This window comes from Halomonas sp. AOP12-B1-6 (assembly GCF_052379225.1).
Classification (GTDB): Bacteria; Pseudomonadota; Gammaproteobacteria; order Pseudomonadales; family Halomonadaceae; genus Vreelandella; species Vreelandella casei.
Genome location: NZ_JBQSYK010000001.1, coordinates 306,134 through 319,401 on the forward strand (window position 1 = coordinate 306,134; position 13,268 = coordinate 319,401).

Sequence of the window (13,268 nt, forward strand, 5' to 3'; positions counted from 1 at the left end):
TTAAGCAGGTGCTTTGGCGTTCTGCGGGCTGTTAGCGGCATGCAAGCGCGCAATCAACTGGTCTTCGAGCGCGAAGCGCTCCGTCAGGCCTCGGGCCAAACGATCAATCCAGGCGGGCAAACGGGCAATATTCTGCTCACAGCTGAGCGTAGAGCCAAAGTCAGCATCAAACTCCAACACCATTTCGGTCGACATCTCTAAGCGCTCCAGTAATTTAGCCGCGATGACTAACGCAGCCTCATCGCCAAAGGCTTGAGCTTCTTCCGAAAGCTGAGGGTAAATTTCAAAATGACCGGCGCTGATGTAGTCCATCAACTGCTCACTGAAGGTATCGATAGGCGCTTTGCTCACCGCTTCTAGCTCAGCATCACACGCCTCTTTTAGCTCAATGAAGCTTATTAACAGCTGGCGACGCTGATCTAGCCAGCGGTCGATCAAGGTGTGCACGCCCCCCCAGCGCTCCAGGGCATTTTTGCAATCTTCGAGCATGGAGCTCTCTCCTTAACGGTGCATAACTCTTTATAATTACGCGTGACGCTCTGCATAATCCTATACGTAAGTATTTACTTAACGGCTCGTTTAACCGCGATTAGCATTGAATAGGCTTAGATTCACTTCTCTCTCCACCCCTGTCAATCCCAGCCAGTACGGTTTCCATAGCACTAAAGACTCAACCACCATAACACTTTCTTCTATGGCCGATGGCAAGCGCCCCCAAGCAGCAGGCCGTGGCGTGGTTTTAACTTTTTTATGCTCTCACCTTCCGGTGTCTTTTGCGAGCAAAGCACGTAGTAGCAGGTCTTTTGAAAATATATTTTAAACCTAAACATTTTATGCTTGAATTTTATTGCTTCTTTTTCTATCTTCAGAAAAGAGTGTGTTTCCCTGTGGAGAACAAAAATGAGAATCGCCTGCCTCGGTGGAGGGCCAGCCGGCCTTTATTTTGCCATCAGCATGAAACTGCAGGACCCTTCCCATGACATCGTAGTCATCGAGCGCAACCGTGCAGACGATACGTTCGGCTGGGGCGTGGTTTTATCAGACGAAACCTTAGATAACCTTGCAGCCAATGACCCAGTGAGTGCAGCGCGTATTCGCGAACATTTCGCTTATTGGGATGATGTAGCGGTCGTCCATAAAGGCGTTAAAACCGTTTCCACCGGCCACGGCTTTTGTGGCATTGGCCGGCGTCAGCTATTGATTCTATTACAGGCACGCGCTCGTGAACTGGGCGTTGAGATGCGCTTTGAAACCGATGCCACACAAGCCAGCATCGACCGTTATCGGCACGAGTACGATTTGGTACTGGCCGCCGATGGCCTTAACTCTCGTACTCGCCAAACCTACGCGGAACATTTCAAACCGGATATCGATGTCCGGGCGTGCAAGTTTGTCTGGCTAGGAACGCACCAAACCTTTAATGATGCCTTCACCTTTATCTTCGAAAAGACCGAGCATGGCTGGGTCTGGGCGCACGCCTATCAGTTTGATAACGACACAGCGACCTTTATCGTCGAATGCAGTGAAGCCACTTGGCAGGCGTTTGGCTTCGGCGAGCTGAGCCAGCAGGCATCTATTGACGTCTGCGAACGCATTTTTGCCAAGCACTTAGGTGGGCACCCGCTGATGACCAATGCCCACCATGTGCGCGGCTCGGCGTGGATCAACTTCCCGCGCGTGCTGTGTGAACAGTGGCGCTATGAAAACGTCGTGCTCATGGGCGATGCCGCCGCAACGGCGCATTTCTCGATTGGTTCGGGCTCCAAGCTCGCGCTAGAAAGCGCCATTGCCCTGGCTAACTGTCTGCACAGTGAGAGCAGCATCGCCACGGCGGTTGCCCGCTATGAAGAAGATCGTCGTTTCGAGGTACTGCGCTTACAGTCAGCCGCCCGCAACTCTACCGAATGGTTTGAAGAAGTAGAGCGCTACTTGGACCTCGACCCGGTGCAGTTCAACTATTCGCTATTGACGCGCTCCCAGCGCATTAGCCATGAAAATCTGCGCGTGCGCGACCCGCAATGGCTAGAAAGCGCTGAGCGCTGGTTTCAAACCCAAGCAGGCAACCCTGGCAGCGCTCGTGCGCCGATGTTCGCGCCTTACCAGCTGCGTGACATGACGCTGACCAATCGCGTCGTGGTCTCACCCATGGCGCAGTATAAGGCCATTGATGGCTGCCCTACCGATTGGCATTTTAGCCATTACGCTGAGCGCGCTAAAGGCGGCGCAGGCTTGGTGTATACCGAAATGACCTGTGTTAGCCCCACCGGCCGGATTACCCCAGGCTGCCCAGGGCTGTACGCCCCCGAACACGAGGTGGCGTGGCGCAGGCTGTGTGATTTTGTACACGCAGAAACCAAGGCCAAACTGTGCGCGCAGCTGGGCCACTCCGGGGCTAAAGGCTCCACTCAGCTGGGCTGGGAAGAGATGGATGCCCCGCTTGCAGACGGCAACTGGCCGCTGCTTTCAGCCTCTGCTGTGCCGTGGGCCGCGCGTAACCAAGTGCCCAAAGCGATGGACCGCGACGATATGGACCGCGTGCGCGATGCGTTTGTCAGCGCCGCGCAGATGGCTGATCGGGCGGGCTTTGACATGATTGAGATTCATGCGGCACACGGCTATTTGCTCTCTTCATTTATTACCCCGCTGACCAACCACCGCGACGATGAGTACGGCGGTAGCCTTGATAACCGACTCCGCTACCCGCTGGAAGTAATTAACGCCGTGCGCAGCGTTTGGCCGGCCCATAAGCCGCTGTCGGTGCGTATTTCCGCCAACGACTGGTGCGGCGAAGAAGGCATTACTCCCGATGATGCCGTTGAGATTGCCAAGCGTCTGCGCGATGCCCAGGTCGATATCATCGATGTTTCAGCCGGGCAAACGTCGCCACAGGCTAAGCCGGTGTATGGGCGCATGTTCCAAACGCCGTTTTCTGACCGCATACGCAACGAGACACCGATTGCCACCATGGCCGTGGGCAATATTTACCAGGCCGACCACGTGAACTCGATTCTGATGGCCGGTCGCGCCGATCTAGTCTGTATCGCCCGCCCTCATCTTGCTGACCCTTACTGGCTTCTTCACGTAGCGGCAGGGCTAGGCGACAGCGACGTTGAGTGGCCCGCGCCCTACCGAGCAGGTGCCGATCAGTTACAGCGTTTGGCAGAACGTGGCGAGGGCTGGGTATGAGCCTGACCGGCAAGCGAGCGGTAATTACCGGCGGCGGTAGCGGTATCGGCGCCGACATGGCGCTGGCTTTTGCGAGCGCAGGGGCTGAGGTGACGATTATCGGGCGTCGCGAAGCGGCTCTTAAAGCTGTCGCTGACCAGCATCGTGGTATTCATTTAGCAGTCGTTGATGTCACCGACGAAGCAGCCATGGTGGCTTTTTTTGCACAGCTTGGCAGGGTCGACATTGTGGTTGCAAACGCGGGTGCGGCAGAAAGCGCGCCCTTCGCAAAAACATCGTTTGAACAGTGGCAGCGCATGCTCAACGTTAATCTTAGCGGCGTGTTTCTCACGCTACGCGAAGGCCTGAAGCAGTTGAACGACGGCGGCCGCCTGATTGCCGTCGCGTCAACTGCAGGCCTTAAAGGCTATGCCTATGTAGGCGCTTACTGCGCGGCAAAGCATGGCGTGGTCGGCCTGGTACGTGCCTTGGCTATCGAAACCGCCACGCGCAACATTACCGTAAATGCACTGTGCCCCGGCTTTACCGACACGCCGTTATTGGCTGCCAGCGTTGACACCATTGTGGCTAAAACAGGCCAGTCAGCCGAGCAGGCAACCTCGCACTTTGAATCGACTAACCCGACCGGGCGATTGGTCACACCGGCGGAAGTCAGTGCTACGGCCCTTTGGCTATGTGGCCCCAACAGCAGCGCGATAACCGGGCAGGCAATCTCTATTTCGGGCGGTGAAGTATGACGGACGAACGTTTAACCAAAGAGCGCCTGCGCTTGTGGCTGCGCATGCTGCGCGTTACCCGCCAGGTAGAGTCCGCGCTGCGTGAGCGCCTGCGCAAGGAATATGACTCTACGCTGCCGCGCTTTGACGTCATGGCCGCTTTATCTGCCAATGCAGAAGGCCTGAAAATGAATGAGCTATCTCGCCGCCTGCGGGTTTCCAACGGCAACGTCACCGGCATTATTGATCGTTTGGTGGAAGATGGCTTCGTGCAGCGCATTGCGATTGAAGGCGACCGTCGTGCCACCCGCGTGTGCCTTACCGAGACAGGCCAGGAAAGCTTTAACGGCATGGCCGCTGCCCATGAGCGCTGGGTGAATGCACTGTTTGAAGAAGTCACCGAAGCGGATGCCCATCATATAGGCGAGCTGCTTCACCGCTTACCTACCGATACGAGAACAATAAAATGAAAAGCATGAAGGAATTAGTCCCCGAGCACTTTATCTGGGAAATGAAAGGTGACGTCGCGGTTATTAGGCTGAATCGCCCGGAACGTAAAAACCCGCTGACCTTCGAAAGCTACGCTGAGCTTCGCGATACCTTTCGCGACCTTGCCTACGCTTCGGATATTCACGCGGTGGTGTTCACCGCTAACGGCGATAACTTCTGCTCGGGCGGCGATGTGCATGAAATTATCGGCCCTCTGGTAGGCCGCGACATGAAAGGGCTGCTCGAATTCACCCGTATGACCGGCGACTTGGTCAAAGCGATGCTGAATTGCGGCAAACCGATTATCGCCGCCGTCGACGGCATTTGCGTCGGTGCCGGGGCGATTATCGCCATGGCCTCGGATATCCGCTTTGCCACCCCCCGCGCCAGCACCGCATTTCTGTTTACTCGCGTGGGGCTGGCGGGTTGCGACATGGGCGCCTGCGCGATACTACCGCGCATTATCGGCCAAGGCCGAGCGGCGGATTTGCTCTACAGCGGGCGCAGCATGAGCGCCGAGGAAGGCCTGCAGTGGGGCTTTTATAACCGCGTAGTGGCCCCTGAGTCGCTCATTGACGACGCCCTTGCTTACGCCACCCGCCTGGCTCAAGGGCCTACCTTCGGCCACAGCATTACCAAAACACAGCTTAACCAGGAGTGGTCGATGAGCCTAGAGCAGGCCATTGAATCAGAAGCGCAGGCGCAGGCTATCTGCATGCAAACCAATGACTTTGAACGCGCCTACCACGCCTTTGTAGCCAAACAAAAACCTGAGTTCAAGGGGGACTGATGAGCGACAAGAGCTTCCTAGCATGGCCCTTCTTTGAGGCTAAGCACCGCGAGCTTTCTGAGCAGCTTGAAGCGTGGTGCCAAGCGCAGCTGCCCCGCGACCATAGCGATGTGGATGCGACCTGCGTGCAGCTTGTGCGCGACCTGGGCGCGGCGGGTTTCTTACAAGGTACCTCGGGCGAGCATATCGACGTGCGCAGCCTGTGCCTGATTCGCGAAACGCTGGCTCGCCACGATGGATTGGCCGACTTTGCCTTTGCCATGCAGGGGCTGGGCACCGGCGCAATCAATCAATACGGCAGCGATGAACAGAAAAAGTGGCTGGATAAAACCCGCCGCGGCGAAGCGCTTTCGGCGTTTGCCCTCAGCGAGCCTCGCTCTGGCTCAGACGTGGCCCAGCTGGACACCACGGCTGAGCGCGACGGCGACAGCTACCGTATCAATGGCGAAAAAACCTGGATTTCCAACGGCGGCATTGCTGATATTTACACGGTATTCGCTCGCACCGGTGAAGGCCCAGGCGCCAAAGGGCTTTCCGCCTTTCTAGTGCCCGCCGATACCCACGGGCTGGAAATTCGTGAACGCCTGGAGTCTGTAGCGCCTCATCCGTTAGCGCGGCTGGGCTTTAACGATATGCTGCTGCCGGCCAGCGCGCTGATCGGCCAAGCTGGGCAAGGTTTTCGCATTGCCATGTCGGTACTGGATGTCTTCCGCTCAACGGTAGGTGCCGCGGCCCTCGGTTTCGCACGCCGAGCGCTCGATGAGTCGTTGTCTCGCAGCCGCTCTCGCGAGCTGTTCGGCGCTACGCTTTCTGATCTGCAGATGGTGCAGGGCCACTTAGCCGATATGGCACTGAACGTAGATGCCGCCGCCCTACTGGTGTATCGCGCCGCCTGGACCAAAGACCAAGGCGCTGAACGTGTTACCCGTGAAGCGGCGATGGCCAAGCTTTTTGCCACCGATCAAGCACAGCTCGTGATTGATCAGGCCGTTCAGCTGCATGGCGGTGACGGCGTACGTAAAGGCCATATCATCGAAAGCCTCTACCGGGAAATCCGCGCGCTGCGTATTTATGAAGGCGCGTCCGACGTACAAAAAATAGTGATCGCCCGCAGCATGCTCGCCGAGGAATAAGCAGACAAATAAACAGCCAGAAGCCACACCGCTTGAGTAAGTTTTATCCAAAACAATAAAACATTACGCCAGACACCGTATCCCTGCCCAAGGCGCACTTAAGGCGCACTTAAGACGTATTTAAGACAGAGCCAGGACGTGGGCAGGAATAAACAACGACACCGAATACGGAGGTTGGTCATGTACATCCAGTCAGCCCATGCTGATACTTTTGCGCGGGATAACCTGCCACCCATTGATTGCCAACCCGCGTTTTTGCTCGCAGGCTGCGATTATCCTCAACGGCTCAACGCTGGCGTGGAACTCTGCGACCGGCTGCTATCCCAAGGCTTTGGCGAACACATTGCCTTAGCGGGCAACGGCCGTCGCCGCACCTATCGCGAGCTCACCGAATGGACCAACCGGCTGGCGCACGTATTGGTAGAAGACTTAGGCGTCAAGCCCGGCCAGCGAGTGCTGATTCGCTCAGCGAATAACCCGGCCATGGTCGCCTGCTGGCTAGCCGCCACCAAGGCCGGTGCCGTAGTGGTTAACACGATGCCCATGCTGCGCACGAAAGAGCTGAGCCAGGTGATTGATAAGGCAGACATTAGCCTGGCCTTATGCGATACACGCCTGCTCGACGAACTGCTGGAATGCCAGCAACAGTGCCCGGTTCTGAAACGCATCGTGGGCTTTGATGGCACCGCCAATCATGATGCGGAACTTGACCGTTTAGCACTAGGCAAACCCGCCACGTTTGACGCGGTAGATACCGCAGCCGACGACGTCGCGCTGCTAGGCTTTACTTCCGGCACCACCGGCCCACCAAAAGCCACCATGCATTTTCATCGCGACCTGCTGGCGGTTGCTGACGGTTACGCCAAAGAAGTCCTGCAGGTCACGCCAGAGGATGTCTTCGTCGGCTCCCCTCCGCTGGCCTTCACTTTCGGCCTGGGTGGGCTGGCAATATTCCCACTCCGCTTTGGCGCTACGGCCGTGTTACTTGAACACGCCTCGCCGCCTAATATGATGGATATTATCCGCGAGTATCGGGCCACGGTGGTATTTACAGCGCCAACGGCTTACCGGGCAATGCTCTCAGCACCCACTACTCAAGCGGACCTAAGCAGCCTGCGGGTGGCTATTTCGGCGGGCGAAACGCTGCCTGCACCGATTTATCATGACTGGATAAAGCAAACGGGCACACCGATTCTTGACGGTATCGGGGCGACGGAAATGCTGCATATCTTCATCTCTAATCGGCTGGACGACCACCGCCCTAACTGCACGGGCAAACCGGTAACTGGCTACGAGGCACGCATCGTGGATGATGCAATGCACGATGTACCCCGCGGCACGGTCGGCAAACTGGCGGTACGCGGCCCGACCGGCTGCCGCTACTTAGCCGACCAGCGCCAGCGCAGGTATGTCACTGATGGTTGGAATATCACCGGCGATGCGTTTTATCAGGATGAAGACGGCTACTTCCATTTCGCCGCTCGCAACGACGACATGATTATCTCAGCAGGCTATAACATTGCCGGCCCAGAGGTCGAAGCGGCATTGCTTGCCCATCCCGCGGTGAAAGAATGTGCGGTGATCGGGGCGCCTAACCAGGCCCGCGGCCAAATTGTCGAAGCTTTTGTGGTTTTAAACGATGGATTTCAGCAAGATGAAGCTTGTCAGCAAATGCTACAAGACTTCGTAAAGCAGACCATTGCACCGTATAAGTATCCTCGTTCCATACGTTTCATTGAAGCTCTGCCAAAAACAACAACGGGAAAGGTTCAGCGTTTTCGCTTGAGCCAAGAGCACTACCCCAGCGCTGACTCTCCTTGCTCTAACACAAGCAACAAAACGATTTAATAATGAGGGAATTGCTATGAAACAGATAACTCGCTTGGGCCTTGGTTTACTGCTCTCTTCAAGCTTGGCGACAGCGCACGCTGATGACGTCAAAATTGGCATGATCACGACCCTGTCAGGGGGCGGCTCGCACTTAGGTGTGGATGTTCGCGATGGCTTTATGCTGGCGCTTGAACAGTCGGGCCGTGACGATGTTGAGGTCTTAATTCAAGACGATGCTAATCGCCCGGACCTGGCGCGAAGCTTAGCCAATGAGTTTATGCAGCGTGATGAAGTCGACATTCTGACTGGTATTATCTGGTCTAATTTGGCAATGGCCGTGGTTCCCGCCGTCGTGCGCCAAGGCACTTTCTACCTTTCCCCCAACGCCGGGCCCTCCGATTTAGCGGGGCGCATGTGCCACGAAAACTACTTTAACGTCGCGTATCAGAACGACAATCTGCACGGCGCGATGGGCGCTTACATGCGTGAACAAAGCTATGAGCGGCCAATCATCATGGCGCCTAACTACCCGGCAGGCACCGATGCCTTAGCGGGCTTTAAACACCTTTATGAAGGCGAGGTTGTTGACGAGCTTTACACCCAGATGGGCCAAACCGACTACGCCGCTGAAATTGCCCAAATTCGTGCCAGCGATGCCGATAGCCTGTTCTTCTTCTTACCCGGCGGAATGGGCATTTCGTTCATGAAGCAATGGGAAGGATCTGGGGTCGACATGCCGATCTTTGGCGCGGCGTTCTCGTTTGATGAAATCCTAATCAAAGCGGTAGGCAGTGCGGCGATTGGTGCACGCAACACGTCACTGTGGGCTTACGACTTAGAGAATGACGCCAATGAGCGCTTTGTCGAAGGCTTCCGAGAAGCCTATGACCGCACGCCAACGCTCTATGCCGCTCAAGGGTATGACACGGCTAATTTAATCCTTAGCGCGCTTGAGGTCGCTCATCCTGATGATAAAGACGCCTTCCGCGAAGCGCTGCGCGCAGCAGACTTTGACAGCGTGCGCGGAGATTTCCGCTTTGGCCCTAACCAACACCCGATCCAAGACATTTACGTTCGCGAAGTCGTAGAAGGTGACGATGGCCAGCCCACCAATCGCTTGCTGGGTATCGCCATTGAAGATATTCAAGACGTCTACTTTGAAGAGTGCCAGATGTAATATCGCCGCGGCTGGGTGCTATCACCCAGCCTTTACTCTCTTCCTTCGCAAAGGTTAACTAACGTGTCCGTGACACTGCTAATCGAGCAAATACTCAACGGCGTACAGCTTGGCACGATGCTGTTTCTGATGGCCAGCGGCCTCACTCTGGTATTCGGGGTGATGGGGCTGATCAATCTCGCCCACGGTTCTTTTTACATGGTGGGCGCCTACGCCACTGCGGCGGTGACGGCGTCAACGGGCTCTTTTCTGATGGGGCTGGCAGCGGGCATGACGGCAGCAGCCTTGGTCGGTGCGCTGGTTGAACTGTTGGTCATACGCAGGCTTTATCATCGCCCTCACCTCGACCAGGTATTGGCAACGTTTGCGCTTATTTTGATTTTTTCGGAAGGGACACGTTGGATTTTCGGCTCGTCGCCCATGCGACTAAGCCCGCCATCTTGGCTAACCGGATTCGTCACCCTGCCAGGCGACACCCGCTACCCGCTTTATCGGCTAATGCTGATTGGCGTCGGCATTGTTATTTCAATCGCGCTTTACTTTCTGATCTCTAAAACACGCTTAGGCATGCGCATTCGAGCCGGTGAAAGCGACCGCGAAATGATTGGCGCACTCGGCGTGAATATTTCAAAGCTGTATACCGTCGTGTTTGCCTTAGGCGCCGCGCTAGCGGGGTTAGCCGGAGCGCTGGTGGGCGCGCTGCAGTCGGTCCAGGTGGGCATGGGTGAGCCGGTGCTTATTCTGGCCTTTGTCGTCATCGTGATTGGCGGTATTGGCTCGATAAAAGGCGCGCTACTCGGTGCGCTGCTAGTCGGGCTTGTGGATACGCTTGGGCGCGTCTATTTGCCGATTTTCTTCCGTGCGTTCATGCCTCCTTCTGAGGCCAGCGGGGTTGGCGCGGCGCTGGCGGCAATGCTGATTTATATCCTCATGGCCGTGATACTCGCCTTCAAGCCAAAAGGACTGTTTGCCGCCCATGACTAATAACATTCCTACCTCTGACGGCGCCTCTATGCCCAGGCGCTCCTCAGGCGGCTCAGGCGCTGCGCCTGCTAATCAGGCAGACAGCCACTTTGGCCGTAAAGGGCTGGTGCAAATTGCGCTGCTTGGGCTGCTGTTGTTATTGCCCGTGGCGGCGTATTTTTTTGGCCACCTCTACTACGTTAATTTAGCCTCGCGCATCACCATTATTGCCATGGCGGCGGTCGGGCTTAATCTGGCCATTGGCTATGGTGGCATGGTCAGCTTTGGCCATGCGGCGTATTTCGGCCTGGGGGGCTACGTGGCAGGCATCAGCGCTTATCATGCGTTTGATTTCACGCCGTTTATGACCTGGCCTATGAGCATTCCGGGCAGCGACAGCTTACTAGTAGTGTGGCTAGCCGCTGCCCTGCTATGCGCACTGCTGGCACTGGCGATCGGCGCTATATCGCTGCGTACGACCGGGGTGTACTTCATTATGATCACCCTCGCCTTTGCTCAGATGATTTATTACTTTGCTAACTCCTGGCCCACCTACGGTGGTGAAGATGGCCTGCCCATTTACATACGCAATAGCCTGCCACTGGTCGATACCACCAATGCGTTGAGCTATTTTCTGATCTGCTTTGGTGGCCTGGTCATGGCAATGGCGATTACCTCGCGGCTGATGAAGTCGCGCTTTGGCGCGGCGCTCACCATGGCGCGCTTAAACGACGTGCGCCTAGCTACTGCAGGCGTCAGCCCCTACCCGATTCGCCTGATGGCGTTTGTAATTTCTGCCGCAATTACCGGGCTGGCGGGCGCACTCTATGCAGATCTTAATGGTTTTGTTAGCCCGTCAGTGCTGAGCTGGCATTTCTCGGGAGAGCTGATGGTAATTGTGATTTTAGGCGGCGTAGGGCGTCTTTACGGCCCCCTAGCCGGGGCGATTTTGTTTGTAATGATGGAAACCTTCCTGGGCGGTATCACGCAGTACTGGCAGCTCTTTCTAGGGCTAGTGCTACTGGGCGTCGTGCTATTTGCCAAGCACGGCATCATGGGCTGGCTGGCAGGGAGAGAGCGCAATGAGTGATAGCGTCCTTTCACTGCAAAATCTGCATAAACGCTTTGGCGCTCTGCAGGCGACGAACGATGTCTCGCTGGAGCTTAAGCGTGGGGAAATTCATGCGCTGATTGGCCCTAACGGCGCGGGAAAATCAACGCTGATTGGGCAAATTGCCGGCAATATACGCCCGGATGAAGGACACGTTTATTTAGCCGATACCGAGATTACCGGCATGAGCATTGCCCAGCGCGCTCGTCTAGGGCTAGGACGTAGCTTTCAGGTGTCTTCACTGGCTGAGCCGCTATCGGTAATGCGTAACGTGATGATGGGCGTTCAAGCGCTACAAAGTCACAGCTTTCGTTTCTGGCGCCCGGTTGCCAGCGACCAGCGCCTGCTTGAACCCGCTTATGAGGCGCTGGAGCGCATGCAGTTAAGCCACCGTGCCTGGACGCCGGTATTTGAGCTTTCTCACGGCGAGCGCCGCCAAGTAGAAGTGGCCTGCGCTCTGGCACTGAAGCCGCGCGCCCTGCTGTTGGACGAACCCATGGCAGGTTTAGGCCCAGAGGGCTCTGCCAAGCTCACTGAGCTGCTTGAAGCGCTGAAACTTGAAGTCCCGATTCTGCTGATTGAACACGATATGGAAGCAGTGTTTCGCCTTGCTGATCGCATTTCAGTGCTGGTCTCCGGAAGCGTCATTGCCCATGGCGACAGCGAGGCGATTAAACAGGACCCACGCGTCCGTGAAGCGTACCTGGGAGATTCAGATGCTTAAGATTGCGGATATTGAAACCTTTTATGGCCCTTCCCAGGCGCTGTTTGGCGTTAATCTCGAAGTCAATGCGGGTGAGATGGTCGCATTGATGGGGCGCAATGGAATGGGAAAAACCACCACCATTCGCTCTATATTCGGCCTCACGCCAGCCAGCCGCGGCACGATAGAGTTTGAATCTCAGAATCTACGCCGCCTGCCCGCCTATCGAATCGCCAAAGCGGGTTTGGGCTTAGTGCCAGAGGGGCGCCGCTGCTTTCCCAATCTTTCTGTACGCGAAAACCTGCTGGTCACCGCCCGCCCGGGCGAGTGGACATTAGAGCGGGTGGAAACATTATTTCCGCGCTTGGAAGAGCGCCGGACACAAATGGCCAAAACGCTTTCTGGCGGTGAACAGCAAATGCTGGCGATTGGGCGCGCGCTGATGACTAACCCGCGCCTGCTGGTGTTGGATGAAGCCACAGAAGGCCTGGCTCCGGTAATTCGTCAGGAAATATGGCGGGCGATTCGTCTGCTCAAAGAACAAGGCCAGGCAACGCTGCTCGTGGATAAATCATTAAGTGAGATTCTACCCATCGCTGACCGCTGCACCATTCTTGAAAAAGGCAGCACTGTCTGGGATGGCAAGCCGGCGGCATTGGACAGCGCGGTGCGCGACCGCTATCTGGGCGTGTAGTTGAGATTCCAGACACGTCGTTGAGAATCTGGACATGTCATTGAGAATAACAACAGGGGAAAGCGCCATGACGTTTACAAGCCAGCGAAAAGTCCGCTTTCAGCACTGTGATCCGGCGGGAATCGTTTTTTATCCTCGCTATTTTGAGCTGATCAACTCGGTCGTCGAAGATTGGTTTGAGGAAGTTGTGCAGCACGATTTTAATCAATTGCATATTGAAAGCGGCACCGGAGTGCCCACCGCCGCTATCGACACACAGTTTCACGCGCCTAGCCGGCTCGGCGAACTGCTTAACTTTGAATTAACCGTTCAGGCCGTTGGACGCAGTAGTCTGGACCTTAAAATCGTTGCTTACTGCGGCGAACAAAAACGCCTAACAAATTGTTCTACTCTAGTATTTATGGATTTAACGAGCGGTAAGTCTATGCCATGGACCGACGCGATACGCCAGCACATTACCGTTGATAACCTATAAG

Annotated in this window: 13 protein-coding genes; 12 read left to right on the forward strand and 1 reads right to left on the reverse strand. The window is 56.0% G+C overall.

Annotation, left to right across the window (positions count from 1 at the left end):
• Complete coding sequence (rsd, locus tag ACT3TR_RS01360; protein WP_193062299.1) at window positions 1-489, reverse strand: sigma D regulator; 489 nt, start codon at window positions 487-489, stop codon at window positions 1-3.
• 411 nt (window positions 490-900) lie between these two features.
• Between rsd and ACT3TR_RS01365 the strand changes: the two genes are divergently transcribed.
• From ACT3TR_RS01365 to ACT3TR_RS01420, 12 genes are all read left to right on the forward strand, one after another.
• Window positions 901-3,186, forward strand: a complete 2,286-nt coding sequence (locus ACT3TR_RS01365; protein WP_444624696.1) for a bifunctional salicylyl-CoA 5-hydroxylase/oxidoreductase — start codon at window positions 901-903, stop codon at window positions 3,184-3,186.
• Window positions 3,183-3,923, forward strand: a complete 741-nt coding sequence (locus tag ACT3TR_RS01370; protein WP_444624695.1) for an SDR family NAD(P)-dependent oxidoreductase — start codon at window positions 3,183-3,185, stop codon at window positions 3,921-3,923. The genes ACT3TR_RS01365 and ACT3TR_RS01370 overlap by 4 nt, the downstream gene beginning before the upstream one ends.
• A complete protein-coding gene (locus tag ACT3TR_RS01375) occupies window positions 3,920-4,372 on the forward strand; it encodes a MarR family winged helix-turn-helix transcriptional regulator (protein WP_444624694.1) in 453 nt (150 codons plus the stop codon). The genes ACT3TR_RS01370 and ACT3TR_RS01375 overlap by 4 nt, the downstream gene beginning before the upstream one ends.
• A complete protein-coding gene (locus tag ACT3TR_RS01380; RefSeq protein WP_444624693.1) occupies window positions 4,369-5,181 on the forward strand; it encodes an enoyl-CoA hydratase family protein in 813 nt (270 codons plus the stop codon). Before ACT3TR_RS01375 ends, ACT3TR_RS01380 begins: the two co-directional genes overlap by 4 nt.
• Window positions 5,181-6,314, forward strand: coding sequence for an acyl-CoA dehydrogenase family protein (locus ACT3TR_RS01385; RefSeq protein ID WP_444624692.1), 1,134 nt, complete (start codon window positions 5,181-5,183; stop codon window positions 6,312-6,314). Before ACT3TR_RS01380 ends, ACT3TR_RS01385 begins: the two co-directional genes overlap by 1 nt.
• 180 nt (window positions 6,315-6,494) lie before the next feature.
• The gene (locus ACT3TR_RS01390; protein WP_192536145.1) at window positions 6,495-8,162 is read left to right on the forward strand and encodes a benzoate-CoA ligase family protein; all 1,668 of its coding nucleotides are present in this window, start codon (window positions 6,495-6,497) and stop codon (window positions 8,160-8,162) included.
• Between the two features lie 16 nt (window positions 8,163-8,178).
• Window positions 8,179-9,321: an ABC transporter substrate-binding protein gene (locus ACT3TR_RS01395; protein WP_444624691.1), complete on the forward strand. Its 1,143-nt coding sequence runs from the start codon at window positions 8,179-8,181 to the stop codon at window positions 9,319-9,321.
• A 63-nt stretch (window positions 9,322-9,384) separates the two neighbouring features.
• Window positions 9,385-10,305, forward strand: a complete 921-nt coding sequence (locus tag ACT3TR_RS01400; protein ID WP_096281254.1) for a branched-chain amino acid ABC transporter permease — start codon at window positions 9,385-9,387, stop codon at window positions 10,303-10,305.
• A gap of 28 nt (window positions 10,306-10,333) precedes the next feature.
• Complete coding sequence (locus ACT3TR_RS01405) at window positions 10,334-11,374, forward strand: branched-chain amino acid ABC transporter permease (protein ID WP_444624778.1); 1,041 nt, start codon at window positions 10,334-10,336, stop codon at window positions 11,372-11,374.
• Window positions 11,367-12,119, forward strand: coding sequence for an ABC transporter ATP-binding protein (locus ACT3TR_RS01410; RefSeq protein WP_192536146.1), 753 nt, complete (start codon window positions 11,367-11,369; stop codon window positions 12,117-12,119). The genes ACT3TR_RS01405 and ACT3TR_RS01410 overlap by 8 nt, the downstream gene beginning before the upstream one ends.
• Entirely contained in the window at window positions 12,112-12,792 is a 681-nt protein-coding gene (locus ACT3TR_RS01415; protein ID WP_192536147.1) for an ABC transporter ATP-binding protein, read from the forward strand. Before ACT3TR_RS01410 ends, ACT3TR_RS01415 begins: the two co-directional genes overlap by 8 nt.
• Before the next feature lie 67 nt (window positions 12,793-12,859).
• Window positions 12,860-13,267: an acyl-CoA thioesterase gene (locus tag ACT3TR_RS01420; RefSeq protein WP_444624690.1), complete on the forward strand. Its 408-nt coding sequence runs from the start codon at window positions 12,860-12,862 to the stop codon at window positions 13,265-13,267.
• Window position 13,268: the final 1 nt, after the last annotated feature.